22 protein-coding genes are annotated in these 24,803 nt (G+C 63.9%); 9 read left to right on the top strand and 13 right to left on the bottom strand.

Features of this window, described 5'->3' with window-relative positions; all coding sequences use genetic code 11:
• Position 1: 1 nt before the first annotated feature.
• Genes LOY26_RS08420 through LOY26_RS08395 form a run of 6 tightly spaced genes read left to right on the top strand, consistent with a single transcriptional unit; the run spans position 2 to position 6,059 of the window.
• Complete coding sequence (locus LOY26_RS08420; protein ID WP_047583907.1) at positions 2-2,917, top strand: monovalent cation/H+ antiporter subunit A; 2,916 nt, start codon at positions 2-4, stop codon at positions 2,915-2,917.
• Positions 2,917-3,261 carry a Na+/H+ antiporter subunit C gene (locus tag LOY26_RS08415; RefSeq protein ID WP_003250128.1) on the top strand — a complete coding sequence of 115 codons (345 nt, stop codon included), beginning with the start codon at positions 2,917-2,919 and terminating at the stop codon, positions 3,259-3,261. Before LOY26_RS08420 ends, LOY26_RS08415 begins: the two co-directional genes overlap by 1 nt.
• The gene (locus LOY26_RS08410; RefSeq protein WP_258714584.1) at positions 3,258-4,937 is read left to right on the top strand and encodes a monovalent cation/H+ antiporter subunit D; all 1,680 of its coding nucleotides are present in this window, start codon (positions 3,258-3,260) and stop codon (positions 4,935-4,937) included. Before LOY26_RS08415 ends, LOY26_RS08410 begins: the two co-directional genes overlap by 4 nt.
• Positions 4,934-5,422, top strand: a complete 489-nt coding sequence (locus tag LOY26_RS08405) for a Na+/H+ antiporter subunit E (protein ID WP_186661217.1) — start codon at positions 4,934-4,936, stop codon at positions 5,420-5,422. Before LOY26_RS08410 ends, LOY26_RS08405 begins: the two co-directional genes overlap by 4 nt.
• Positions 5,419-5,697 carry a K+/H+ antiporter subunit F gene (locus tag LOY26_RS08400; protein ID WP_003259015.1) on the top strand — a complete coding sequence of 93 codons (279 nt, stop codon included), beginning with the start codon at positions 5,419-5,421 and terminating at the stop codon, positions 5,695-5,697. Before LOY26_RS08405 ends, LOY26_RS08400 begins: the two co-directional genes overlap by 4 nt.
• Complete coding sequence (locus LOY26_RS08395) at positions 5,694-6,059, top strand: Na+/H+ antiporter subunit G (protein WP_033700295.1); 366 nt, start codon at positions 5,694-5,696, stop codon at positions 6,057-6,059. The genes LOY26_RS08400 and LOY26_RS08395 overlap by 4 nt, the downstream gene beginning before the upstream one ends.
• Positions 6,060-6,071: 12 nt before the next feature.
• On the opposite strand, the gene LOY26_RS08390 is transcribed toward LOY26_RS08395, so the two are convergent.
• From LOY26_RS08390 to LOY26_RS08335, 12 genes are all read right to left on the bottom strand, one after another.
• Positions 6,072-6,284, bottom strand: a complete 213-nt coding sequence (locus LOY26_RS08390) for a hypothetical protein (RefSeq protein ID WP_033700297.1) — start codon at positions 6,282-6,284, stop codon at positions 6,072-6,074.
• Complete coding sequence (locus LOY26_RS08385) at positions 6,281-6,751, bottom strand: hypothetical protein (RefSeq protein ID WP_186661214.1); 471 nt, start codon at positions 6,749-6,751, stop codon at positions 6,281-6,283. Before LOY26_RS08385 ends, LOY26_RS08390 begins: the two co-directional genes overlap by 4 nt.
• A 362-nt stretch (positions 6,752-7,113) precedes the next feature.
• Positions 7,114-7,308 carry a hypothetical protein gene (locus tag LOY26_RS08380; RefSeq protein ID WP_033700301.1) on the bottom strand — a complete coding sequence of 65 codons (195 nt, stop codon included), beginning with the start codon at positions 7,306-7,308 and terminating at the stop codon, positions 7,114-7,116.
• A gap of 182 nt (positions 7,309-7,490) precedes the next feature.
• On the bottom strand, positions 7,491-7,895 hold the full coding sequence (locus tag LOY26_RS08375; protein WP_033700302.1) for a TraR/DksA C4-type zinc finger protein: 405 nt from the start codon (positions 7,893-7,895) through the stop codon (positions 7,491-7,493).
• Positions 7,896-8,162: 267 nt separating this feature from the next.
• Positions 8,163-8,936, bottom strand: coding sequence for an enoyl-CoA hydratase (locus tag LOY26_RS08370; RefSeq protein ID WP_033700305.1), 774 nt, complete (start codon positions 8,934-8,936; stop codon positions 8,163-8,165).
• Positions 8,937-8,949: 13 nt separating this feature from the next.
• A complete protein-coding gene (locus LOY26_RS08365; protein WP_258714583.1) occupies positions 8,950-10,077 on the bottom strand; it encodes an acyl-CoA dehydrogenase in 1,128 nt (375 codons plus the stop codon).
• Between the two features lie 8 nt (positions 10,078-10,085).
• Positions 10,086-11,279, bottom strand: a complete 1,194-nt coding sequence (locus LOY26_RS08360; protein ID WP_156310679.1) for an acetyl-CoA C-acyltransferase — start codon at positions 11,277-11,279, stop codon at positions 10,086-10,088.
• Positions 11,280-11,291: 12 nt separating this feature from the next.
• Positions 11,292-12,059 carry an SDR family NAD(P)-dependent oxidoreductase gene (locus tag LOY26_RS08355; RefSeq protein WP_033700311.1) on the bottom strand — a complete coding sequence of 256 codons (768 nt, stop codon included), beginning with the start codon at positions 12,057-12,059 and terminating at the stop codon, positions 11,292-11,294.
• A gap of 11 nt (positions 12,060-12,070) precedes the next feature.
• Complete coding sequence (locus tag LOY26_RS08350) at positions 12,071-13,717, bottom strand: acyl-CoA synthetase (RefSeq protein WP_258714582.1); 1,647 nt, start codon at positions 13,715-13,717, stop codon at positions 12,071-12,073.
• A 121-nt stretch (positions 13,718-13,838) separates the two neighbouring features.
• A complete protein-coding gene (locus LOY26_RS08345) occupies positions 13,839-18,272 on the bottom strand; it encodes an NEL-type E3 ubiquitin ligase domain-containing protein (RefSeq protein ID WP_258714581.1) in 4,434 nt (1,477 codons plus the stop codon).
• 101 nt (positions 18,273-18,373) lie between these two features.
• Positions 18,374-19,396 (bottom strand): AraC family transcriptional regulator, encoded by a 1,023-nt coding sequence (locus tag LOY26_RS08340; RefSeq protein ID WP_186665759.1) that lies wholly within the window; start codon positions 19,394-19,396, stop codon positions 18,374-18,376.
• A 57-nt stretch (positions 19,397-19,453) separates the two neighbouring features.
• The gene (locus tag LOY26_RS08335; RefSeq protein ID WP_258714580.1) at positions 19,454-20,317 is read right to left on the bottom strand and encodes a LysR substrate-binding domain-containing protein; all 864 of its coding nucleotides are present in this window, start codon (positions 20,315-20,317) and stop codon (positions 19,454-19,456) included.
• A 134-nt stretch (positions 20,318-20,451) separates the two neighbouring features.
• Between LOY26_RS08335 and LOY26_RS08330 the strand changes: the two genes are divergently transcribed.
• The 3 genes from LOY26_RS08330 to panB all read left to right on the top strand — a co-directional run bounded on the left by LOY26_RS08330 (position 20,452) and on the right by panB (position 23,385).
• On the top strand, positions 20,452-21,558 hold the full coding sequence (locus tag LOY26_RS08330) for a 2-aminoethylphosphonate--pyruvate transaminase (RefSeq protein WP_156310683.1): 1,107 nt from the start codon (positions 20,452-20,454) through the stop codon (positions 21,556-21,558).
• 34 nt (positions 21,559-21,592) lie between these two features.
• On the top strand, positions 21,593-22,420 hold the full coding sequence (gene phnX, locus LOY26_RS08325) for a phosphonoacetaldehyde hydrolase (RefSeq protein WP_033700321.1): 828 nt from the start codon (positions 21,593-21,595) through the stop codon (positions 22,418-22,420).
• Between the two features lie 149 nt (positions 22,421-22,569).
• The gene (panB, locus tag LOY26_RS08320; RefSeq protein ID WP_186661200.1) at positions 22,570-23,385 is read left to right on the top strand and encodes a 3-methyl-2-oxobutanoate hydroxymethyltransferase; all 816 of its coding nucleotides are present in this window, start codon (positions 22,570-22,572) and stop codon (positions 23,383-23,385) included.
• On the opposite strand, the gene LOY26_RS08315 is transcribed toward panB, so the two are convergent.
• The gene (locus LOY26_RS08315) at positions 23,373-24,782 is read right to left on the bottom strand and encodes a PLP-dependent aminotransferase family protein (protein ID WP_186665757.1); all 1,410 of its coding nucleotides are present in this window, start codon (positions 24,780-24,782) and stop codon (positions 23,373-23,375) included. The two genes, panB and LOY26_RS08315, sit on opposite strands and share 13 nt — an antisense overlap.
• Between the last annotated feature and the right edge of the window lie 21 nt (positions 24,783-24,803).

Below are 24,803 nucleotides of genomic sequence, written 5' to 3'. Positions count from 1 at the left end.
TATGTCCTTGATAGTGCTATTGCTTCTGCCGTTCGTGGGCAGTTGCCTGGCAGCCGTGCTGCCGCACAACGCACGTAACGCCGAGTCCATATTGGCGGGGCTCGTCGCCTTGGTCGGTACGGTCCAGGTAGCACTGCTGTACCCTCAGGTCGCCCACGGTGGCGTGATTCGCGAGGAATTCCTCTGGCTGCCCAGCCTGGGGTTGAACCTTGTGCTGCGCATGGACGGCTTCGCCTGGCTGTTCTCGCTGCTGGTACTGGGCATCGGCACGCTGGTGTCGCTGTATGCCCGCTACTACATGTCACCGCAAGACCCGGTGCCGCGTTTCTTCGCCTTCTTCCTCGCGTTCATGGGCGCCATGCTGGGCCTGGTGATCTCTGGCAACCTGATCCAGCTGGTGTTCTTCTGGGAGCTGACCAGCGTTTTCTCCTTCCTGCTGATCGGTTATTGGCACCATCGCGCCGACGCCCGCCGCGGCGCCTACATGGCGCTGATGGTGACCGGTGCCGGCGGCCTGTGCCTGCTGGTCGGTGCCTTGCTGCTGGGCCACGTGGTCGGCAGCTACGACCTGGACAAGGTGCTGGCCGCGGGTGACGTTATCCGCCAGCACGCACTGTACCCGGTGCTACTGCCACTGATCCTGATCGGCGCCCTGAGCAAGAGTGCGCAGTTTCCGTTCCACTTCTGGTTGCCCCACGCGATGGCGGCGCCGACCCCTGTGTCCGCCTACCTGCACTCGGCAACCATGGTAAAGGCCGGGGTGTTCCTGCTGGCGCGGCTTTGGCCTGTGCTGTCAGGCAGCGAGGAGTGGTTCTGGATCGTCGGCGGGGCTGGCGCCATCACGCTGTTGCTCGGCGCCTTTGCCGCAATGTTCCAGAACGACCTCAAGGGCCTGCTGGCGTATTCCACCATCAGCCACCTGGGCCTGATCACCCTGCTGCTGGGCTTGAACAGCCCGCTGGCGGCAGTCGCCGCCGTGTTCCACATCCTCAACCATGCCACCTTCAAGGCCTCGCTGTTCATGGCCGCCGGCATCATCGACCACGAGAGCGGTACGCGCGATATCCGGCGCCTCAGCGGCCTGATCCGCTTGGTGCCCTACACCGCCACCCTGGCCATGGTGGCCAGCGCCTCGATGGCCGGCGTGCCGCTGATGAACGGCTTCCTGTCCAAGGAGATGTTCTTCGCAGAAACAGTGTTCATCAGCTCCACGGCCTGGGTCGAAGCCGCCCTCCCGGTGATCGCCACGCTGGCCGGTACCTTCAGCGTGGCCTACGCACTGCGCTTTACCGTCGATGTCTTCTTCGGGCCAACCGCCCAGGACCTGCCCCACACACCTCACGAACCCCCCCGCTGGATGCGCGCGCCGGTCGAACTGCTGGTGCTCACCTGCCTGGTGGTAGGCATCTTCCCTGCCCAGTCGGTCGGCCCGTTGCTGGCTGCGGCGGCCCTGCCGGTGGTGGGCGGTACGCTACCGGAATACAGCCTGGCCATCTGGCACGGCTGGAATGCGCCACTGATCATGAGCCTGGTGGCCATGAGCGGCGGCATCGTGCTCTACCTGCTGCTGCGCAAGCAACTGCGCATGGGCCGCTTCCCCTACCCACCACTGATCGAGCGGTTCAACGGCAAGCGCTTGTTCGAGCACGGCCTGGTGCGCCTGATGCTGCTGGCCCGCCGTATCGAAGGTTTGCTGACCACGCGCCGCCTGCAATCGCAGCTGTTCATGCTGGTACTGGCGGCCTTCCTGGCCGGCCTCACGCCCATGCTGTACAGCGGGCTGACCTGGGGTGAGCGCCCGAAAATCCCTGGTTCCGGCGTGTTCGTCGCACTCTGGCTGATCGCCATCGCCTGCGCCATCGGCGCCGCCTACCAGGCCAAATACCACCGTCTGGCCGCCTTGATCATGGTCAGCGTCTGCGGCCTGATGACCTGCATCACCTTCGTCTGGTTCTCGGCGCCCGACCTGGCACTGACCCAGCTGGTCGTGGAAGTGGTCACCACTGTACTGATCCTGCTCGGCCTGCGCTGGTTGCCGCGCCGTATCGAAGGCGTATCACCGCTGCCGGGCAGCCTGGAGCGCGCCCGCATGCGCCGCCTGCGCGACCTGCTGCTGGCGGTGCTGGTGGGTGGCGGCATGGCGGTGCTGTCGTACGCCATGCTCACCCGGCCAACGCCCAACGACATTTCCTCGTTCTACCTGAGCCGTGCCCTGCCGCAAGGGGGGGGTACCAATGTGGTCAATGTGATGCTGGTCGACTTCCGTGGCTTCGACACCCTCGGTGAAATCACCGTGCTGGTCGCCGTGGCCCTGACCGTGTTCGCCCTGCTGCGACGCTTCCGCCCGCCCAAGGAGAGCATGCAGTTGCCCGCCCAGCAGCGCCAGCTGGCGCCCGACGTGGTCACAGACCTGATCAACCCGCGTCACGCCACAGACACCGCGCTGGGCTTCATGATGGTGCCTGCGGTGCTGGTGCGGCTGCTGCTGCCAATCGCCCTGCTGGTATCGATGTACCTGTTCATGCGCGGCCACAACCAGCCTGGCGGCGGGTTCGTCGCCGGCCTGGTGATGTCGGTGGCGTTCATCCTGCAGTACATGGTCGCCGGCACCCAATGGGTCGAGGCGCAAATGAGCTTGCGGCCGCTGCGCTGGATGGGCACTGGCCTGCTGTGCGCGACCCTGACCGGGGTCGGCGCCATGCTGCTGGGTTACCCGTTCCTGACCACGCACACGGCACACCTGCACCTGCCCGTGCTGGGGGATGTGCACGTGGCCAGCGCGCTGTTCTTCGATATCGGCGTGTACACCGTGGTGGTCGGCTCGACCCTGCTGATCCTCACTGCCCTGGCGCACCAGTCGGTGCGCGCCTACCGCCCGGGCAACCCGTCGAAATCCAGCCAAGCAGGAGCCGCCTGATGGAAGAAGTCATTGCAGTCGCCATCGGCGTACTGGCCGCCTCGGGGGTCTGGTTGATCCTGCGCCCACGGACCTACCAGGTGATCATGGGCCTGTGCCTGCTGTCATACGGCGTCAACCTGTTCATCTTCAGCATGGGCAGCCTGTTCATCGGCAAGGAGCCCATCATCAAGGACGGCGTGACCCAGGACTTGCTGCACTACACCGACCCCCTGCCCCAGGCCCTGGTGCTGACTGCCATCGTCATCAGCTTCGCCATGACCGCACTGTTCCTGGTGGTGCTGCTGGCCTCACGCGGGTTGACCGGCACCGACCATGTGGATGGCCGGGAGCGTGACGAATGAGTGGCATGAGTCAACTGATCGTCGCCCCCATCCTGCTGCCCCTCATCACCGCTGCGGTGATGCTGTTGCTGGGCGAGAAACACCGGCGCATCAAGGCGCAACTGAACCTGCTGTCCACCTTCGCCGGCCTGGCCATCGCGGTCAGCCTGCTGCTGTGGGTGCGCACCCAGGGCCAGGCCGAATCGATCGGAGTGTACCTGCCAGGCAACTGGCCGGCACCGTTCGGCATCGTGTTGGTAGTCGACCATCTTTCGGCATTGCTGCTGACCCTGACCGGCATCATCGGCTTCAGCGCCCTGCTGTTTGCCCGCGCCCGCTGGGACAGCGCCGGTGCCAGCTTCCACGCACTGTTCCAGATCCAGCTGATGGGGCTGTACGGTGCATTCCTGACGGCCGACCTGTTCAACTTGTTCGTGTTCTTCGAGGTGCTGCTGGCAGCCTCCTATGGCTTGCTGCTGCACGGTTCGGGCCGCGCAAGGGTCAGGGCCGGCCTGCACTATATCGCCATCAACCTGTTCGCTTCGTCGTTGTTTCTGGTGGGCGCGGCGATGCTCTATGGCGTGACAGGCACCTTGAACATGGCCGACCTGGCGCTGAAGATCCCGCTGGTGCCGGAGGCCGATCGCGGCTTGCTGCACGCAGGCGCCGCGATACTGGCCATGGCGTTTCTGGCCAAGGCCGGCATATGGCCCCTCAACTTCTGGCTGGTGCCTGCCTACGCCTCGGCCAGCGCACCGGTTGCCGCGCTTTTTGCCATCATGACCAAGGTCGGCCTGTATGCCGTGCTGCGCCTGTGGACGCTGCTGTTCTCCGGGCAAGCCGGCGCCTCGGCGCACTTCGGTGGCGAGTGGCTGGTTTACGGCGGCCTGGTCACCCTGGCGGTGGCCGCCGTATCGATATTGGCCGCACAACGCCTGGAACGCATGGCTGCCCTGAGCATCTTGGTCTCCGCCGGCACGCTGCTCGCGGCCGTCGGTTTTGCCCAACCAGTGCTCACTGGCGCGGCATTGTTCTACCTGGTCAACTCGACCCTGGCGCTGTGCGCCCTGTTCCTGCTCGCCGAGCTGGTCGAGCGCTCGCGCTCGGCCAACGAAGTGCCGCTGGATGAAGAAGAAGACGCCATGCCTTCGCCCCTGGAGTCGCTGCACCCGCCCAAGGGCATCAACCTCGATGATGAACAAAAGGTCGTGATCGGCCAGATCATCCCATGGACCATGGCCTTCCTCGGCCTGAGCTTCATCGCCTGTGCGTTGCTGATCATCGGCATGCCGCCGCTTTCGGGCTTCATCGGCAAACTCAACCTGATCAGTGCGCTGTTCAACCCGCTGGGGCTGGGCATAGCGCCGGAGCAACCGCTGACAACAGCTGGCTGGGGCCTGGTGGCATTGCTTGTGCTTTCCGGCATGGCATCGCTGATCGCCTTTGGCCGCGTGGGTATCCAGCGCTTCTGGAAGCCCGAGGAGCGCCCCTCGCCTGTGCTGCGTCGCTATGAGTGCCTGCCGATCGTCATCCTGCTCGGGCTGTGCATCATCCTCAGCTTCAAAGCCGAGCCGTTGCTGCGCTACACCCAGGACACGGCTGCCAGCCTGCAGGCGCCGGACACCTACATAAAAGCGGTGATGGCTGCCAAACCGATCCCTGGCCCGACCTCCCTCGACGTGGAGCTGCAGCCATGAACAGTCTGTTCCCCGCCCCGCTGCTGTCGGTGTCGCTGTTTGGCCTGTGGTTGCTGCTGAACCTGTCGGTCAGCGCCGGCAACCTGCTGCTCGCTGCCCTGCTCGGCATCCTTGCACCGCTGTTGATGGCACCCCTACGCCCCCAGCATGCCCATGTGCGGCGCCCACTGGTGATTGCCAAGCTGATTGGCCGGGTAGGCCTTGATGTGATTGTGTCCAACCTGCTGGTGGCCCGTGGCGTGCTGCGCGCCGGCAAACAGCCGCCGCGCTCGGCATTCGTGCACATCCCGCTGGCCCTGCGTGATGCCCATGGCCTGGCCGCGCTTTCGATGATCACCACGGTGGTACCGGGTACGGTCTGGTCCGAGCTGGCACTGGACCGCAGCGTGCTGCTGCTGCATGTGTTCGACCTGGAGGATGAAGCCGCCTTCATCGAGCACTTCAAGGCCACCTATGAACGCCCGCTGATGGAGATTTTCCAATGACAGGCCTGCTCGCCAACGCTGTACTCGCCAGCCTGTTCATTTTCGCCCTGGCCATGGCCCTGGCGCTGATCCGGCTGTTCCGCGGCCCGTCCGCCCAGGACCGAGTCCTGGCGCTGGACTACCTGTACATCCTGGCCATGCTGACCATGTTGGTACTGGGGATTCGCTATGCAAGTGACACCTACTTCGAAGGTGCGCTGCTGATTGCGTTGTTCGGCTTTGTCGGCTCGTTCGCCCTGGCCAAGTTCCTGCTTCGTGGTGAGGTGATCGAATGACCGAAACGCTAGCACTGCCCTTCTGGCTGGAGTTGGTCACTGCCGCGCTGCTGCTGATCGGCAGCCTGTTTGCCCTGATCGGTGCCGTGGGCCTGCTGCGCCTGAAGGATTACTTCCAGCGCATGCACCCACCCGCGCTGGCCTCGACACTCGGCGCATGGTGCGTGGCCTTGGCCTCGATCATCTACTTCTCGTGGCTCAAGGAAGCGCCCATCCTGCACGCCTGGTTGATCCCGATACTGCTGTCGATCACCGTACCGGTCACCACGCTCTTGCTGGCCAGGGCTGCGCTGTTTCGCAAGCGCATGTCGAAAGAAGCGGTGCCCGAGGAAGTCAGCAGCGGCGGCGACCGCGGCCACTGACAGCGTGCAGCCTCAGCCCTGGCTGAGGCGCTGCAGCTCGCGTCGGACCATGGCGGCATACGGTGGCGGGCCGAGCCGATACAGTTCACCGGCCACCCAGTTCAGCCAAGCCCCTTGCAAGTCCTCACGCCGAGCCAACAGGCGTTCGGCTTGCGCCAGCGCATCCGCCTGGTGCTGCTGATGGAACTCGGCACGCGAAACGGGCGAGCCGTTGCCGTCAGTCATTCACTGGCCTTGAAGGTGGTCAGCTCACCCTTGCGCCATTTCGCGACTTTGCCGGTCACGGCCTTGAGCAGCTTGCCCAGCCCTTCCTGCACTTGCTGGTGCGCAGCAAAGACCAACATCACGCCATGGCCCTCGCGCAGCACGATGCCCTTGCCTTCAGGCGCCGAAACAAAGGCATAGTCGCCCACGCCGTAGACGTTGAGCTTGATGTCACGAAAGCGCATTTCCAACTTGCCGCCTTCGCGGCTGGGCAGTACGGCGGCACGGAAGTGATCGCCTACTTTCAGCTCCAAGCGCTGCTTGTCATCGACCACCAATGCACTCTCGGTGTCGATCTCGGCCATATACAGGCCTTCAGGACTTTGTTCGGTGACATAGATAAAGCGGCCTTGGAACAGCTGGGCCAATTTACCGCGCAAATCGCCCAGGGCGAACAAGGCGTGGGTATCAAGAGTGCTGACTGCCAATGAAGTGATCCTCAACCGGTTACATCCCGCCCCCACACACGCTCGGTGAGGCACGGCCATTACATAGCGATAGGCGAAAAGAGTAATAAAGCGATGCGCTGATGTCTGTGCCTGCTGGCGATGCAGCATGCAGGATTCTTTACTCTGGCTTGCCAGATCTGGCCCCAGTACAGGCTTTCGGCAAATTCCCAACGCGGGAAGTGTAATGCCTGACAATAAAGCCGCCAGAAAAGATGCGATAGGGCGTTGCAGAGCACCCGACAGAACGGGTTCTGAAATCCATCAGCGCATTACTGGGGAAGGAATATGCACGAAAACACCGAAATCCGTCGAGAGGCAAACAACATTTCTTGCGACCGCCTTCAAGCGGCAAGGCCCTTCCTGAGTTGCTGCAACCAGGCCGCCTGGCATTCCACAGCCTCATCACGCGTGGCGAACGCAGTACCGCGGCGCTCCCCATTGACCAGCACCACCCAGCAAATGCGCTTGCCCAGCGCCTGCAAGGTGGCAGGCACACCGGAGCCAATCATCACGGCTACATCGACTCGGCTATTCATCATCCCCTCCGGAATTTAATTAGCACCCTAACGATAAAGCCATGATACGCCTGCCTGCGGGCAGGAAACAGCGCATCTCGGTACAGCAGTGTTACGCCACAAGCAACAAATTCAGCAGCGTTTGCCGCAACAACGCAAAAAGCCCCAGGGATTTCTCCGTGGGGCTCACGCACCGCGCTCGGTCAGATCTGCCGCTGGTGGCGGTCGAGCTGCTCGTGGCGCTCCTGGGCTTCGATGCAGTACTTGGTGGTCGGGCTGATCAGCAGACGCTGCAGGCCGATGGGCTCACCACTGTCATCGCACCAGCCAAAGCTTTCGTCAGCGATTCGGCCCAAGGCCATCTCCAGCTGCGGCAGCAGGCGTTGGTCACGCTCGATGGCGTTGACCAACCAGTGGCGCTCTTCTTCGACCGAGGCCACATCAGCTGGATCCGACGGGGTTTCCAGGCTTTCGATGATGATGCGGTTCTTATCGATGCGTTCATGGGTTTCGACTTTCATCGCTTGCAGCAGGCCAGTGAAAAAGGCCAGCTGTTCAGCGCTCATGTAGTCATCGGCCGACATGGCCAGCAACTGTTCCTTGGTCATCGATTTCTCTATGAAAAAATGTGCATTGGGCGATTCGGGTGCCGCCGACGCCAGCGCGTCGGCAGCGGAATTCTTCAAGCGCCAACCGGCACTCTTTTACAGGGGGCGGCAGTCTAAGGCGCCACGTCGCGTGGAGCAACTGCAATTGGGGGGGAATTTACGCCCATTGACCAGAATCCGCTGGTCGGCGCCCTGGGCGGGCATGCCTTGAGAGGGCGGGTGCATTCGAGAAGAAGCGCGCCACCTCTCAAGGCAAGTACAACGCACTCAGCGATCCTTGAACTGCGCCTCACGCTTGCCAATGAAGGCACTCATGCCTTCCTTCTGGTCTTCAGTGGCGAACGCCGCATGGAACACTCGACGCTCAAACCGCACGCCCTCACTGAGGGTAACTTCAAAGGCCCGATTGACACTCTCCTTGACCATCATGCTCACCGGGATCGACTTGCTGGCAATGGTCGCAGCCACTTTCAGCGCTTCCTCAAGCAGCTCGACCTGGGGCACGATGCGCGCCACAAGGCCGGCGCGCTCTGCCTCTTCGGCGCCCATCAGGCGGCCGGTCAGGCACAGTTCCATGGCCTTGGCCTTGCCGACTGCGCGGGTCAGCCGCTGGGTGCCGCCCATGCCGGGCAATACGCCCAGGTTGACCTCAGGCTGACCGAATTTGGCATTGTCAGCGGCCAGAATGAAGTCGCACATCATCGCCAGTTCACAGCCGCCACCCAAGGCAAAACCCGACACCGCAGCAATGATCGGTTTGCGCCGGTTGGCGATGCGATCAGCATCGCTGAACAGGTCATCGACGTAGATCTGCGGGTATTTGAGGTCGGCCATTTCCTTGATGTCGGCACCGGCGGCAAACGCCTTGGCCGAGCCTGTCAGCACTACGCAGCCGATGTTCGGGTCCTTTTCCAGCTGGTCCAGGGCCTGGTTGATCTCACCGACGATCTGCGCGTTGAGCGCATTGAGCGCCTGGGGCCGGTTGAGGGTAATCAGGCCGACCTTGCCGTGGATGTCCAACAGGATGGTTTCGAATGCCATGCAGACTGCTCCTTCAAAGATTGCGCGCAATGACCATGCGCTGAATGTCGCTGGTGCCTTCGTAGATCTGGCAAACCCGAACGTCGCGGTAGATCCGCTCCAGCGGAAAGTCACTCAGATAGCCATATCCGCCCAGGGTCTGCAAGGCATCCGAACAGACCTTTTCGGCCATTTCCGAGGCGAACAGCTTGGCCATCGACGCCTCCACCAGCGCCGGGCGCCCGGCGTCACGCAGCGCGGCGGCATGCAACACCATCTGCCGGGCCACGGCAATGCGCGTGGCCATGTCAGCCAGGCGGAACGCCACGGCCTGGTGCTCGATCAACGGCTTGCCAAAGCTCTGGCGCTCCTTGGCATAGTCGCGCGCCACCTCGAACGCGGCACGTGCCATGCCGACCGACTGGGACGCAATGCCGATACGCCCACCCTCAAGGTTGGCCAGGGCGATCTTGTAGCCCTGCCCTTCTTCGCCCAGGCGATTGGCAACGGGCACGCGCACATTGTCGAAAACGATCTGACAGGTGTCCGAGGCATGCTGCCCTAGCTTGTCCTCGACCCTCGCCACCTGGTAGCCCGTCGCATCGGTGGGCACGATGAAAGCGGTGATGCCGCGCTTGCCCGCTTGCGGGTCGGTCACCGCAAACACGATGACCACACCGGCGTTCTGCCCGGAGGTGATGAACTGTTTGCTGCCGTTGAGCACATAGTGATCGCCCTCCAGACGCGCGCGAGTCTTCAGGCTGCTGGCATCGGAGCCCGCCTGGGGCTCGGTCAGGGCGAAGGCGCCGATCATCGCACCGCTGGCCAGCGGCGTCAGAAACTGCTGCTTTTGCTGCTCGGTGCCAAACTTCAGGATCGGCACACAACCCACCGAGTTGTGCACGCTCATGATGGTCGAGCAGGCACCGTCGCCTGCGGCGATTTCTTCAAGGGCCATGGCGTAGGCTACATAGCCCGTGTCACTGCCCCCGTACTGCTCCGGCACCAGCATGCCGAACAGGCCCAGCGCGGCCATCTCGTCGATGGCTTCACGGGGGAAGCGGTGCGCCTTGTCCCACTGTTCGGCGAACGGCCGCAGGCGTTCCTGGGCAAAGTCACGGACAGCGTCGGCGATTTGTTGTTGCTCGTCAGTTACCAGCATGGTTCACCTCAATACAGGCATTCGACGGCCATGGCCGTGGCCTCGCCACCGCCGATGCAGATGGCGGCCACGCCCCGGCGCAGGTTGTTCTGGCGCAGGGCCGACAGCAAGGTCACCAAAATCCGCGCACCCGAGGCACCGATCGGGTGGCCCAGCGCGCAGGCACCGCCGTGGATGTTGACCTTGTCATGCGGCAGGTCGAGGTGCTTCATAGCCGCGAGGGTGACGACGGCAAAGGCTTCGTTGATCTCGAACAGGTCCACCTCGGCCAGGTTCCAGCCGGTGCGCTTCATCAGTTTGTCGATGGCGCCGATCGGCGCGGTGGGGAACAGCGCCGGGGCATCGGCGAACGCGGCATGGCCATGAATGACGGCCAGGGGTTTCAAACCGCGCTTTTCAGCTTCGCTACGGCGCATCAGCACCAGCGCCGCGGCGCCGTCGGAAATCGAACTGGCGTTGGCCGCTGTCACCGTCCCGCCCTCACGGAAGGCCGGCTTGAGCTGCGGGATCTTGTCCAGACGCGCCTTGGGCGGTTGTTCGTCATCCTTGATCACGCGCTTTTCCTTGCCTTCGGTGACCTCTACCGGGACGATCTCGGCGCTGAAGCGGCCGTTTTTGATGGCGTCCTGGGCACGGGTCAGCGAGCTGATGGCGAAGGCATCCTGGGCTTCGCGGCTAAAGCCGCCAGCCTGCGCGCAATCCTCGGCGAAGGTGCCCATCAGGCGCCCTTTGTCGTAAGCGTCTTCCAGGCCGTCCATGAACATATGGTCAATGATCTTGCCATGCCCCATGCGATAGCCACTGCGGGCCTTGTCCAGCAGGTAGGGCGCGTTGGTCATGCTCTCCATGCCACCGGCCACCACCACATCGGCGCTGCCGGCCAGCAACAGGTCATGGGCCATGATCGCCGCCTGCATGCCCGAACCGCACATCTTGTTCAGGGTGGTGCAGGTGGTGTGTTTATCCAGGCCGGCGCCCAGCGCCGCCTGACGTGCAGGCGCCTGCCCCAGGCCTGCCGGCAGCACGCAACCGAACAGCACCTGCTCGACGCTGGTGGCCTGGATGCCGGCGCGCTCGACGGCGGCGCGGATTGCGGCGGCGCCCAGTTGCGGCGCGGTCAGGCTCTTGAGGTCGCCCTGCAGGCCGCCCATGGGCGTGCGCACGGCGCTGACGATGACAATCGGGTCGTTGGCGAGGGTCATGTTCATTTCTCCTTACTTGGCAGCCATGCGCAGTGCGCCGTCGAGGCGGATCACCTCGCCGTTGAGCATGCTGTTCTCGATGATGTGGCGGGCCAGTGCGGCGTATTCCTGCGGGCGGCCCAGGCGTGGCGGGAACGGTACGCCAGCGGCAAGCGAGTCGCGCACTTCCTGGGTCATGCCGGCCATCATGGGCGTCTCGAAAATGCCTGGGGCGATGGTCATCACGCGGATACCGAAACGCGCCAGCTCACGGGCCGCTGGCAGCGTGAGGCTGGCGATGGCGCCCTTGGACGCGGCGTAGGCGGCCTGGCCGATCTGCCCGTCATAGGCGGCGATGGACGCGGTGTTGATGATCACACCCCGTTCAGCGCCTTCGTCAGCCGGGCCCTCGGCCATCGCCGCCGCCGTCAGGCGCAGCAGGTTGAAGCTGCCAATCAGGTTGACGTTGATGACCTTGGCGAAGCTCGCCAGCCCATGCGGCCCTTGCTTGCCCAGGACCTTCTCGGCGCCGACGATACCGGCGCAGTTGACCAGGCCATGAATGCTGCCAAACGCGCTGACGGCGGCGTCGACCGCAGCCTTGGCGGCCTGCTCGTCGCTGATGTCAGCAACTGCGAAACGGGCGTTGTCGCCCAGTTCACGCGCCTTGGCTTCGACGGCCTGGGCATTGAGGTCGACCAGCATGACCTTGGCACCCGCCTCGATCAGCATTTGCGCGGTGGCGGCACCTAGCCCGGAAGCCGCGCCGCTGACGATGAAATGTTTGTTGATGATCTGCATGGTAGGTTCCCTCAGGCGCTGTTGCTGGCGGCCAGTAGCGCTTGTTGTTTGGCGATTTCCTGGTTGCGCAGGATGAAGCGTTGCAGCTTGCCGCTCGGGGTCTTGGGCAGCTCGCTGACGAATTCGATTTCACGCGGGTAGGCGTGGGCATACAGGCGCTGGCGCACGTGTTGGCGCAAGGTCTCTTCCAGCTCAGCGGTGCCTGGCACACCGTTGGCCAATACCACGAAGGCCTTGATCAGTTCGGTGCGCTCGGGGTCGGGCTTGCCGATCACCGCCGCCTCGATGACTGCCGGGTGTTCGATCAGCGCGCTTTCCACATCGAACGGGCCAACCCGGTAGCCGGAGGTGGTGATCACGTCGTCGCTGCGGCCGACAAAACTGATGCTGCCGTCAGCGTTGAGCTCGACAGTGTCGCCGCTGAGGTAGTACTTGCCCACGAAAGATCGGGTAGGCACACCGTGGTAACCACCGAACCAGCAAAGCGGCGATTGCTCGCGGTCAACCGCCAGGATGCCTGGCTGGCCGACCGGTAATTCTGCGCCCTGTTCATCCAGCACGACGATGCGGTGACCGGGAATGGCGAACCCGGCTGACCCCAGGTGTACCGGGTGTTTGAGAGCATGGTGGTTGCACAGCACCATGCCCAGTTCGGTCTGGCCGTAATGATCGTGGATGGTCACACCCAGCTCGTCGGCGAACCAGCGAATCACCTCCGGGTTGAGCGGTTCGCCCGCGCTGCTGACGACCCGCAGGCGCCCCTTGATCGGCGCGGAGAACTCGCTACCCGCGGCAATCAGCAGCCGATAGGCCGTGGGTGAGCCCGCCAGGTTGGTGATGCCCAGCTTGTTGATGACCCGCGCGCAGCTCTCGACGCTGAACGGGCCATCGTAGAAGGTGGTGGCGTGGCCCAGCGACAGCGGGCCGGTCACCGCGTAATACAGGCCATACGCCCAGCCTGGGTCGGCCAGGTTCCAGAAGTTGTCCTCGGGGCGCAGGCCGATGGCATCGCGCATGTAGCCCTGGAAGGCCACAATCGCGCGCAGCGGCACCTCCAAGGGTTTGGCAGGGCCGGTGGTGCCGGAGGTGAACATCAGCAGGAACGGGTCATCGCCCGAGCGCATGACGGGCTCACAGACGGCTGAGGCCGTCGCCAGGCATTGTTGGAAATCCAGCTCGCCACTGCGGGCGTTGACCGTGATGATCGTCGGGCAAGCCTGCACATCGTCCAGCTTGGCGCGATTGTGGCTGTCGGTGACGACGACCCGGGCGTGGGACTGCTCCAGGCGGTGTTCGATGGCCTTGGGCCCGAACGCGGTGAACAGCGGCTGGTACACCGCCCCCAGGCGCCAGGTGGCGAGAATGGTGACCAGCAGCTCGGGGGTACGCGGCATCAGGCCGGCAACCCGGTCGCCGGCACCCACGCCCTGCGCCTTGAGCACATTGGCAAAACGGGCAGCTTGCGCCTTCAGCTGATCGTAGCTGTGGCGCGTGCTGTTGCCCTCGCGGTCCTCGTGGATCAGCGCCAGCTTGCCGTCACCGGCATGCCGATCACAGCATTCGACACAGGCATTGAGGGTAGCTAGGTTGCCATGCAGCGCCGTGCTGGCGGCCTGGGCAAGGTCGAACGCTCGAACGGCCTCGGCGTAATCACGCATCGTCTGACTCCTGGTTCTTGTTTTTGGAGTTTAACCATCAGTCCGACGATGTTCGCGCCGCTCAATCGCGGCGGCAATGGCCAAAGCTGTCAATCTGGATGACCGGTTTGGCCGCCCTCGTTCACCCCGCTGCGCGCTTGGCTGCACGCAGGTAGGACTGGGTAAGCCCGCTGATCAGGCGCTCGGTATCCACGCTCTGCTGTTCCCGCAGGCGGCTTAACTGCTCCTCGAGCGCTGTTGGCGACAAGGCTGGCTGCTGAGCCTGTAGCCGAATGATACGCTGGGTGTAGTCCGCACTGATGGCATCGAACATCCTGACATGTTGCTGACGCAGGTAACGGCGCCAGAACTCGCGCTGGCTCAGGCTATCGGTAAGGGCTTCGAGGGTCTGTGCGCGGGTAACATGCAGGAATGCAGCCTCTACCTGGGCCTGGGTCAGCTCGGCAGCGTCGGGGTAGCGCATGGCAGAGGGCTGGTCGGGCAGCGTCAAACGGCTGCGAAGTTGCACCTTGTAGGCGAGCCCCAATGCCAACTGGTCGAAATGCTCCCCCGTGGCCTGACGCTGTCGGCTGTCCCGGTAGGCCACCCATTCCAGCTGGTCCAGGCGAAACAACTGGCGGCCCAGCTCCAGCAACTCGCCCCTGCTTTCAGGGTTCAGCGCGCGGGTTTCGGCCTGCGCCTGCCTCACCACCAGTTGAAGTGCACTGAAACGGTTGGCAACTGCGTCCGAACAGGAGAGTGGCCGAGCGGCACGTTCAAAGACGTCCCGACAAAGCACCGGGTCCCCATCCAGCGCTTCGAGCAATGACCACACGCCTTCCACCAGCGCAGCACGCCCTCCGCCTGCCTGACTGTAGTCAGCCGTGAACTCCAAGCGCGCCAGCAACCTGAATAGCCCACTGCTGTCAGGTTGCTCCAGTAACCGCTGCCATAGCGCGTCCCTGGTCACCTGGGCCGCCTCGTCGGCATGTCCGACCATGAGCGTACGGGCCCTGGGCAGGTCAACGAGCGCTGAAGCCTCAGGCAGGTGCCCGTGCTCATCGATGACATCGAGTGCATACAGCCTACGTAGCTGCATGGCCGGCAGTGGGTTGCGCTCGACCAAAAGGGCACGCCGAAATGCATAGGGCATTTCCTGGATCTCGTTCGGTACACTGCGCAGTTGGTTGTCGCGCAGGTCAGCACGCTCGAGCAAACCGCACAGTTCCAGGCGTTGCGGCCAGGCGCCCAAGCGGCAATGACGAAGGTTCAGGCTGCTCAACCGGGAAAGTTGATGGAGCCTCAGGTCAAGCACCTCCAGCCGGTTATAGCTAAGGTCAAGGTGAGCAAGATTGGGCAGGTCGTGCAAAATCTCGATTGCCTGCGCATCGAGCCGAATCTGGTTATGCGCCAGACGCAGCACGCGAATGTCCGGTAGATACGCAATACCCCTCGGCAGGCGTAACAACTGGTTCTGACTGAGGTTCAGGTGCGTCAGGGCAGTGAACGGGCGAAGAAAATCGACCGGGATATCGGTGACCTGCGAGTCGTTCAGGCTCAGCACCGTGATGCGATGAAACTCGATTTGCGCGGGTAACAGCGGCAGCGTGCCCAGGTGCGCGCCGCTCAGCGACAAGCGCTGCCCTTCGCCTGCCGGCACGATTTCGCCTTGCAGCCGCCATGCCCGCAGAATGCTGTCTGCCGTCAACCTGCGCGCGGCTTGCCGACCGGCCTGCAACTCGGCACCGACCCAGCGGTTGAGGTGCTGCACCAGTTGATCATGATCGTCCTGCAACGCCACCAGGGCCTCGAACACTGGACGTGGGCCTTGCTGCAAGCGCGCCTGCTCTGCATCCAGCGCTTGCTCATCCAGGCCTGGATAGAGTGAGCGTAATTGGTCGCGGATGATCGCCTGCTCATCCCTGGGGCCAGCCGAAGGGCGGCCGCTGAGTGGGTACCCGACGCGCCCATCGTCCAGACGACGACCTGGATTGAACCAGGCGCCCTGCTCTGGCCAACGGAGCATACGGACAACCCCCGAATGCGAAGCGGGTAACCGGCTCAGCAGTTGCTCGCGCAACTGGTTTGCCGAATCCTTGGCTGTCAGCTGCATAGCCGCCCGCTGCGCTGGGGTAAGCGCGGCAACGATTGCCTCGAAAATGCAGCCAGGCACGGCAAGCGTAATCACCTGCTGCTCACCCAGGCCGTTGTACAGCTCAAACGTGCCTTCATGGCGGACCAGTATGCGTTCCGCCTCACTGTGCCCACCGCTACCCAGGTGTTTGATCGAACGCCCATCCACCGCACCATCGCGCAAGTCGATGTCGAGGTTTTCAAGTTCGAAGCTGTCCAGCAACGTGAGCACCAACTCGCCTGTCAGGTCGCTGTAAGCCGTGCTCAGGTAAAGCCCAGCCAATGCTTGGTTCAAGCGTGCCAGGCGCAGCAAGGCGTGCGCGTCACTTGCGCACGACAACGGCAGGCGTTGCTCGACCCGCGCCATTGCACGTTCAACTTCGCCCGCCTGGCCAGCCACTTCGTTGACGTAGGCCGCAGGCAAGGTAGGGAAGTCCCGTTTGACCAACAGGCTCAAAGGGTCTTCGGCAAACGACTGCGCTGTCAGATGGTCAAACAACTGCGGGCGCAATTGCGCCTCATGCGCCAGCGTCTGCTCCAGCCCCTTGCCCACCCCTGGCTGGCCCTCGCTCCAGGCCAGCAATGCACTGTCCGATGGCATCAGGGTCTGCAGGCGAACACGCGCAAAGAACGTTTCAATGCGTGCATGCGCCTGAAAAGCACGTAGGGTTTGCCCGAGGTTCACCGGGGCAGGTCGGTTCTCCACCAGCACACCCCGCAACTCGTCCTCATTGACACCCGCCACCTGCAATATCCGCTCGGCCTGTCGAGGTTCGATAGGCGGATGTTGCGGCCAAAGCACATCGAGCATGCGTGCAGGCTCCTGCCATGTCAGCGGTTGCGCGCGCATCAGTCGCCAGCCTCGCTCACCGTTGTGCAGCACAATCGGCCCATACCCCCCCTCCCCCGCGGCGTGGCGCAGCCGATAGGGGCCATCGGGTATTGGCTGATGCACCTCGTGGTAGCGTCCGTCGAGACGGACCCAGCGACGCCCTCCCTCGCCGTAGCGCCCTTCTTCGAGCAAGTCGATGGTGCCTGGCATGGATCGATAGTTCGCGGCGTCGAAGTGCCACAGGCGAGCACGCCCATTGCCCAGTGTTACAGGCTCAAGACTTGCGACAAACGCGCTGCGCAGGTAACTGACCCCCGCCACGGTGGCAGCGGTGGCAGCCAGGGTTTCGGCGAGGCCCAGCAGATGCTCCAGTGCTTCGTGCTGATGGCCCCTGGACCAGTCCCTTACACCCTCGAACACTTCCGAGCAGGTCTGGACCACTAGCTGCCCCAACAACAAGGCCCCCACGACCGGACTGAAAAACCCCGCCAGGTTCACCAGGTCCAGGCCTACGGCCTTCCACTCAGCGTGCCTGGCGCGCACCGCCAGGCTATCGGCATCGGTCGTCGGTACCAGCAGCAACCGGGCATCCCCTTTGACCCGTTGCACTTGCTGGGAAGCCAGTTGCGCGAAAATACCCGTACCCTGGGCGGCACCTTCGAGCTGCAAGTCCGGCTGGTCGTCCTTCAGGCGCTTGGCAAGGGTAGTGACGAAACCTGCACGGTGCTCAAGGCTGATCATCTGAGTGAAGTACTGCCGGTAGTCAGCGCTCTGCAGCAGCAGCGCCAGGGCGCTGTTCATGGCCTGCGCAGTGGTAAAGAAGCGCAGCGCCTGATGGGGATCACTGGGGAGGTACAGGACGATGCCCCAGTCATCCCCCGCAGTGTCATGCAACGGGATCAGCAAGCCATCAGCCACCGGTTGCTCAAGGGCCGTCAGCAGCATGGGCGTACCTTTCAGCCCTTGCTGTCGATGCGCTTGACCGTGGTCCGCCACTTCACGCAGGGCAATCTGCACATCGCTGCTGATGCTGCCCTGCAAGGCGGCCACTTCGGTCGCAAGCTTCAGGCCTGAGCGCTTGTCTTCAGCCAACGTTGCCAAGGTGGACGGGTGAAAGATCCTTTCCAGCTCATCTTGATAGCGCTGGCCGACGTTCAGTGTGCGGCAGGCCTCGATCAAGGCCTCCAGTGACGCATTCAAAGGTTGCTCGCGGCCAGGCAAAACCAGCCCCGTACCCTGGTAGTAACCCGTGCCAGCAGCAAAATTGCGCATCAGCCGCAGCAGCCCGTTTTCACGCGTCTGGCTGTACTCGTAGGTGGGCTGCAAGGTGCCGGGCAGAGTGCCGAAGCGCGGCGCAATCCGCAGCCATTCGAGCTGGGCAAATGCCTGCCCGTCTGGCAACGGTGCATCCAGCAGCGTCGCCAGGTGCTGCTCGGCAAACTGCTGGAGTGGCAGTAGCTCAACCGTGAGCTCACGCAAGCGTGCCTGGCTCGCATGGTGCGCGTTCAGGCTGGTACGCAGGGTGTTGATCTGGCCTTTTGAAGCGCGCTTGAGCCACTCGGGTAACGTGGCGCCAATGAACGTGTCGTGGCCAGTGGTGGGGTTGGGCATGGTGGGCTCCCTGGGTAGTGGGCGGAGTCAACCATGCTGCATAAGCGTCAGCTCAAGACGCAGAGGGAAGCGGCCCGCGAGGCCTTGCCACGGCAGCGCCCTCAGCGCCCCGAATCGCGTGCCTGAATCAATGCCCGGTAGTGCCCCGGGTTACAGCCAAACCACTTGCGAAACGCTTTGTAGAACGAACTGCTGTCGGCAAACCCAAGGCGCTCGGCGATCTCACCCATGGCCGCCTCTTCCTCGCTCAACCAGGCGATCGCCAGCTCACGGCGTACGCTGTCTTTCAAGCCTTGGTAGTTCTGCCCCTCCTCGGCCAGGCGCCGGCGCAGGGTCGAGGGCGACAGGCACAACTGGCGCGCCAGGCTGTCACCGTCCGGCCAATGCTCCGGGGCCAGGCGCAGCAGGTTGGTGCGGATACGCCGCCCAAGGCTTGCGGGGTCACGGTATTTGACCAGGATGTTGCCCGGCGCTTCGGCAAGAAAGCGCTGCAATTCCTCCTCGCTGCGCCGCAGTGGCAGTTCGAGGCATTCGGCGGCGATGATCATGCGCGTGCGCGGGCGTTCGAAGTGCAGGTTCTCCGAAAACATCACCCGATAGTCGTCACAGAACGGTGGCTCGGCGCAGCGCAGGTCGATGGCCAGAATCGGGATGCGCCGCCCGGCCAGCCAGCAGGCCACGCCATGCACGATCATCCAGAAGGTGAAATACGTGAAGGCGCGACGGGGTTCGTCCCGCGGCTCGTTGATGACGATCTCGGCCAGGCCTTCCTGGCGAACCAGGCTTGGCTGCAAGTCTTCGAGCATCAGCGACAGGAACGCCAACGCGGTTTCCAGCGCCGTGCCCAAGCTCGGCTGGCCCATGCTCGCCCGGCACATGAACGCCAGGCTGCCGCTGCGCAGGCCACGCGGGTCCATGGCGAAGAACTCGTCATTGCAGCGCCGCGCCAGCAAACGCCAGAGGCGGGCATAGGCGTCGGCACTGACCCGTGCAGCGGGCAGGTGCAAGTGCTCGACGGCAATGCCAGCCCGCGCCAGCAAGCCGCTATCGGGTTCACCCTTCGGGCAGGTCTGCAACAGCGCTTCGCGCACCAGTTGCATGGAGATAGTGTCTTTATCGCTCATCGACAGTCCTGTCGGTTCTGTGCCGGTCATGTTAGGGCGCCCAGTTGAAAACAGCCATCACAACCCTGCCGCCAGGCTCAGGAAGGCCTGGATCAGGCGCAGTTCGCGGCGGCGCTCCAGGCAGCCAATCATGTGCTGGTTGAGCAGGCCGTCGCCGGCCAGCGGCCGAGCCACCACCCTGGGGTCATGGGCCACTTCAGTGGACGACACAACGCCAATGCCCAGCTCCGAGGCCACCGCTTCGGTCACTGCCTCGCGGCTGTCCAGCTCCAACAGTACCCGCGGCTGCACGCCTGCCTTGGCGCAGGCCTTGTCAAAGGTACGCCGGGTGGTGGAACTCGGCTCACGCAGCACCATGATCTGCTGGTGCAGCTCGGCCAGCGGCAAGCCCCCCTCGCCACTGGCCCAGGCATGCCCCGCCGGCAGCAAGGCGCACAGGCGCGATTCACACAGGCTCTGCAAATGCAGGCCCTTGCGCGGTTCAATCTCGGTCAGCACGGCCACGTCGGCATGCTCGCTGAGCAACGCAGCCAGGGTTTCCTGGGCATTGCCCAGGCGCAGGTTGACAGTAATGCCCGGGTAGCGCTCGCGCAGCAGGGCAAGCATCGGCATGACCCGGTGCGGGCCGTCGGCGGCCACTTCCAGACGCCCGGTCAGCAATTGCCGGTTGGCCTCGAGCATGGCCTGGGCCTCCTCCGCCAGGCCGAACATGGCGCGGGTGATGGCTGCCAACCGCGTGCCCTCCTCGGTCAGCTCCACGCGCCGGGCGGTACGCCGCAACAAGGTGATCTGGTAGTGCTCTTCCAGCGCCTTGACGTGGCCGGTGACGGCCGGCTGGCTGATGAACAACCGCGCCGCAGCGCGGGTGAAACTACCTTCACGCGCCACCGCATCGAAGGCACGCAGCTGGAACAGGTTCATATCTATCGGCCCGACTTATGGCTGGCATAACAACAAACAATTTGATTGATAGCACAGTGAATTGCAACCTTGGCTCCGTAGTTTCAGCGCCAGATTTTTCGGCTCACCACCCGCCGCTTGTGAGGAACCACGGAATGAGCAACGCCCCGATCCTGCTGACCCCCGGCCCCCTGACCACTTCAGCCCGTACCCGCCAAGCCATGCTGGTGGACTGGGGCTCCTGGGACCGCGACTTCAACCAACTCACGGCCAGCGTCTGCGAGCAATTGCTGGCGATCATCGACGGCAGCGCCAGCCACCACTGCGTGCCCCTGCAAGGCAGCGGCACCTTCGCCGTGGAAGCCGCCATCGGCACTCTGGTTCCGCGTGACGGCAAGGTGCTGGTGTTGATCAATGGGGCCTACGGCCAACGCCTTGCGAAGATCTGCAAGGTGCTGGGGCGCACCTACAGCACCTTCGAAACCGCCGAAGACCAGCCGACCACCGCCGCCGACGTCGACCGCCTGCTGGCTGCCGACCCGGGTGTCACCCACGTGGCGCTGATCCACTGCGAAACCAGCACCGGCATCCTCAACCCGCTGCCAGAGATCGCCCAGGTGATCAAACGCCACGGCAAGCGCCTGATCATCGATGCCATGAGCTCGTTCGGCGCCCTGCCGATCGATGCCCGCGCAGTCCCCTTCGAGGCATTGATCGCCGCCTCCGGCAAATGCCTGGAAGGCGTACCTGGCATGGGCTTCGTCTTCGCCGAAAAAACCGCACTGGCCGCAGCCGAAGGCAACGCCCACTCCCTGGCCATGGACCTGTACGACCAGCACACCTACATGGCCAAGACCGGCCAGTGGCGCTTCACCCCACCCACCCACGTGGTCGCGGCGCTGCACGAAGCACTGCAACAGTACAACGAGGAAGGCGGCCTGCCCGCCCGCCACCAGCGCTACGCCGACAACTGCAAGACGCTGCTGGACGGCATGGCCGCCATCGGCCTGCGCAGTTTCCTGCCCGCCGACATCCAGGCGCCGATCATCGTTACCTTCCACGCCCCGAACGACGCCCGCTACCAGTTCAAGGACTTCTACGAGCGGGTCAAGGCCAAGGGCTTCATCCTCTACCCCGGCAAGCTGACCCAGGTCGAAACCTTCCGCGTCGGCTGCATCGGCGTGGTCGGGCCAGACGGCATGCAGGCCGCCGTAAATGCCGTGGCCGACGTACTGCGGGAAATGGAAGTACTGACCATCTGACCCTTTGCCCACCCGACTTCAGGAATTAGCGCACATGAACTACAGCAACCCAACACAGCTGCAAGCCGCCATCCTCGACTGGGCCGGCACCGTGGTCGATTTCGGCTCGTTCGCCCCGACGCAGATCTTCGTCGAAGCCTTCGCCGAGTTCGATGTCCAGGTCTCCATCGAAGAAGCCCGTGGCCCGATGGGCATGGGCAAGTGGGACCACATCCGCACCCTGTGCAACGTGCCAGACATCGCCGAGCGCTACCGCAAGGTGTTCGGCCGCACCCCGACCGACGATGACGTCACCGCCCTCTACAACCGCTTCATGCCGCTGCAGATCGAAAAAATCGCCGTGCACTCGGCGCTGATCCCCGGCGCGCTGGACACCCTCACCGGCCTGCGCCAGGGCGGCCTGAAGATCGGCTCGTGCTCGGGTTACCCGAAGGTGGTCATGGACAAGGTGGTGGCGCTGGCCGCGCAGAACGGCTACGTGGCCGACCATGTGGTGGCCACCGACGAAACCCCGAATGGCCGCCCATGGCCGGCCCAGGCCCTGGCCAACGTGATTGCCCTGGGCATCGATGACGTGGCGGCCTGTGTGAAGGTCGATGACACCGTGCCGGGTATCCTCGAAGGCCGTCGTGCGGGCATGTGGACCGTGGCCCTGGTGTGCTCCGGCAATGCCCTGGGCCTGACCTGGGAAGGCTACCAGGCGCTGAGTGCCGAGGCGCTGGAAAGCGAGCGCAAGCGCATTCATGCGCTGTTCGCCAGTTCCCGCCCGCACTACCTGATCGACACCATCAACGAGCTGCCCGAGGTGATTGCCGATATCAACCAGCGCCTGGCCAAGGGCGAGATGCCGCAGGCCTGCTGACCGTCGCGCTTGGCGCCTGGGGTTGCCTTGCAGCCCCAGGTGCACATCTGGGTTGTTTTCCAGGGCCATTCTGTACATTGCGCCGTGACTGCGAAACTCAATAATCGGGCCACCTCTTTCCTGACGATTACACCGCAAAGGGAACACCGATGAGCACGCATACCCGCAACAGACGGCTGACGGTACCGCAGCTGGTGGCCATGAAAGGCCGGCAGAAAATCGTTTCGCTGACGGCCTACTCCAGCGCTATTGCCAAGGTCATCGACCCCCTGGTCGATTTCATTCTGGTGGGTGACTCCACCGCGATGGTCGGCTACGGCCGCCCGTCCACCCTGGGCATGCGCCTGGACGAAATCATTGGCCATACCCGGGCGGTCGTAGACAGCACGCGCCTGGCCTGCGTGATCGCCGACATGCCATTCGGCAGCTACCAGGAATCCCATGAGCAGGCGTTTCGCAACTGCGCCCAGGTACTCGCCAGCACCGGTTGCGACGCGGTAAAGCTGGAGGCCAACCAGGCCTTGGCAAGCACCGTGGCGTTTCTGGTCGCGCGCGGCATACCGGTCATGGCGCACATCGGCCTGATGCCGCAATTCATCAATGTGATGGGCGGCTACAAGGCCCAAGGCATGAGCCCCGACAGTGGCGCTGCACTGCGTGCCGATGCGCAGGCCAACCTTGAGGCTGGTGCCTTCAGCCTGGTGCTCGAAGGCGTGGCCGAACCCATTGCCCGCGCCATCACCGAGGCCACCGACAAACCGACCATCGGCATTGGCGCCTCACCCGCTTGCGATGGCCAGGTGCTGGTCACCGAAGACCTGCTGGGGCTGGGCGGCGAACACGTGCCACGCTTCGTCAAGCAGTATGCCGACGTCGGCCAGGTGATCCGCGAGGCCTGCGCCCGCTACGCTGACGAAGTGCGCGACGGCGCCTTCCCCGAAATGCATCACTGCTACGGGGTCTGAGCCTCGTCCTGAATCGCCTTGACCAGGCGTTGCAGCGCCTGGCCAATGTCCTTGTCCCAGTCCAGCGTGTAGCACAGCCGCAGGTGGCCCTGCCAAAGGCCACATTGGCTGAAGATTTCCCCCGGCGCGATGACGATGCGCTGGGCCAACAGCCGCTCGAAGACCCGGCGCATGTCCACTGGCCGGGTCGCCGCCAGCCACAGGCTCGCCCCACCCTGCGGCTCGACGATACGCAGGCAGCCTTGGCCGTGGGCCTCCAGCAACGCCTTCATGTGCAGCATGCGAGCGCGCAGCAAAGGCCGCAGGCGTTGCAGATGCTGCTCTACCCGACGCGAGGTGAACAACTTGGCGATCGCCTTCTGGCGAATCGGTGACAACCGAAAACCGCGCTCCAGAAACACGTGCTGCAAGCGCTCGGCATGGCGCTTGCACAGCAGATAGCCATAAGGCGCCTCGGCACCGATCACCTTGTCGAAGGCAGCGAACACCAACAGCCGGTCGGGGTCGGCGAAATCACGATAGCGCGGCGCCGCCTCGTGGAAACACAGTTCGCCATACCCGTCGTTCTCGAACAGCCACACCTCGCGCTCGGCCAGCCAGCGGCAGATCTGCAGTTTGTCCTCGGCCGGCATCAGGCCACCCTGAGGCGCATTGGTGGTTGACGACAGCACTGCCAGGCGCACCGGTACGGTGCTCAGCAGTTGATGCAACTGCTGCAGGTCGAACCGACCGTCGTCGCCCAAGGGCACTTCGATGATGGTCATGCGCGCGGCCTGCAACTGCCTCAGTACCGCCCAGCTGCAGGGCGACTCGACCAGCGCCACCTCGCCCTCGAGGTTCAGGGCACGCACCGCCAGCTCCAGCATGCTGCGCAGGTCGGCACCGATGAACACGTGCTCGGCTTGCCAGCAACGCTGCGCCGAGCGGGTATAAATGCCCGCCAGCACGCTGCGCAATTCAGGTTCACCGAACGGTTGATACAGCGGCACTTGGGCACGCGGGTATTGGCGCGCCAACTCCCGTTCGATCATCAGCAGCGGTGTATCCAGCGACAGCAGCATGGCCGGCGCATCACTGCCAAGGGCCAGCATGCCAGGCTGGCGTGCGCTGGCAAACACGGTGTCGAGCAAGCTCGCGGAGGGCTCCCTGCGCAACGGCGCGCTACGGGTGACGGTGAAGTAGCCCCGCTTGGGCCGCGCAATCACCCGCCCCTGGTCCTCGAGCAGCGCATAGGCGTATTTGGTGCTGGAGACCGAAACACTCAGCCGCTGGGCCAGATCACGCAACGACGGCATGCGCTGCTCCACGTCGCAAGGCGCCGCCTCGATCCAGTCGAGCAGGTAGCGGTAGACCGCCTGGTAGGTGAAGCCGGGTTTGTCGCTGTGGCGGGTATCCATACTCGGGCATCGTAGGCAGAT

Source organism: Pseudomonas sp. B21-047 (assembly GCF_024748775.1).
Taxonomy (GTDB): domain Bacteria; phylum Pseudomonadota; class Gammaproteobacteria; order Pseudomonadales; family Pseudomonadaceae; genus Aquipseudomonas; species Aquipseudomonas capeferrum.
This window is presented reverse-complemented; position numbering and strand designations above follow the sequence as displayed.

Bases quoted from the DNA above. Each gene is read 5' to 3' on its own strand.
- LOY26_RS08420 (WP_047583907.1), top strand. From the start codon at position 2: ATGTCCTTGATAGTGCTATTGCTTCTGCCGTTCGTGGGCAGTTGCCTG.
- LOY26_RS08415 (WP_003250128.1), top strand. From the start codon at position 2,917: ATGGAAGAAGTCATTGCAGTCGCCATCGGCGTACTGGCCGCCTCGGGG.
- LOY26_RS08410 (WP_258714584.1), top strand. From the start codon at position 3,258: ATGAGTGGCATGAGTCAACTGATCGTCGCCCCCATCCTGCTGCCCCTC.
- LOY26_RS08405 (WP_186661217.1), top strand. From the start codon at position 4,934: ATGAACAGTCTGTTCCCCGCCCCGCTGCTGTCGGTGTCGCTGTTTGGC.
- LOY26_RS08400 (WP_003259015.1), top strand. From the start codon at position 5,419: ATGACAGGCCTGCTCGCCAACGCTGTACTCGCCAGCCTGTTCATTTTC.
- LOY26_RS08395 (WP_033700295.1), top strand. From the start codon at position 5,694: ATGACCGAAACGCTAGCACTGCCCTTCTGGCTGGAGTTGGTCACTGCC.
- LOY26_RS08390 (WP_033700297.1), bottom strand. From the start codon at position 6,284: ATGACTGACGGCAACGGCTCGCCCGTTTCGCGTGCCGAGTTCCATCAG.
- LOY26_RS08380 (WP_033700301.1), bottom strand. From the start codon at position 7,308: ATGAATAGCCGAGTCGATGTAGCCGTGATGATTGGCTCCGGTGTGCCT.
- LOY26_RS08375 (WP_033700302.1), bottom strand. From the start codon at position 7,895: ATGACCAAGGAACAGTTGCTGGCCATGTCGGCCGATGACTACATGAGC.
- LOY26_RS08370 (WP_033700305.1), bottom strand. From the start codon at position 8,936: ATGGCATTCGAAACCATCCTGTTGGACATCCACGGCAAGGTCGGCCTG.
- LOY26_RS08365 (WP_258714583.1), bottom strand. From the start codon at position 10,077: ATGCTGGTAACTGACGAGCAACAACAAATCGCCGACGCTGTCCGTGAC.
- LOY26_RS08360 (WP_156310679.1), bottom strand. From the start codon at position 11,279: ATGACCCTCGCCAACGACCCGATTGTCATCGTCAGCGCCGTGCGCACG.
- LOY26_RS08355 (WP_033700311.1), bottom strand. From the start codon at position 12,059: ATGCAGATCATCAACAAACATTTCATCGTCAGCGGCGCGGCTTCCGGG.
- LOY26_RS08350 (WP_258714582.1), bottom strand. From the start codon at position 13,717: ATGCGTGATTACGCCGAGGCCGTTCGAGCGTTCGACCTTGCCCAGGCC.
- LOY26_RS08345 (WP_258714581.1), bottom strand. From the start codon at position 18,272: ATGCCCAACCCCACCACTGGCCACGACACGTTCATTGGCGCCACGTTA.
- LOY26_RS08340 (WP_186665759.1), bottom strand. From the start codon at position 19,396: ATGAGCGATAAAGACACTATCTCCATGCAACTGGTGCGCGAAGCGCTG.
- LOY26_RS08335 (WP_258714580.1), bottom strand. From the start codon at position 20,317: ATGAACCTGTTCCAGCTGCGTGCCTTCGATGCGGTGGCGCGTGAAGGT.
- LOY26_RS08330 (WP_156310683.1), top strand. From the start codon at position 20,452: ATGAGCAACGCCCCGATCCTGCTGACCCCCGGCCCCCTGACCACTTCA.
- phnX (WP_033700321.1), top strand. From the start codon at position 21,593: ATGAACTACAGCAACCCAACACAGCTGCAAGCCGCCATCCTCGACTGG.
- panB (WP_186661200.1), top strand. From the start codon at position 22,570: ATGAGCACGCATACCCGCAACAGACGGCTGACGGTACCGCAGCTGGTG.
- LOY26_RS08315 (WP_186665757.1), bottom strand. From the start codon at position 24,782: ATGGATACCCGCCACAGCGACAAACCCGGCTTCACCTACCAGGCGGTC.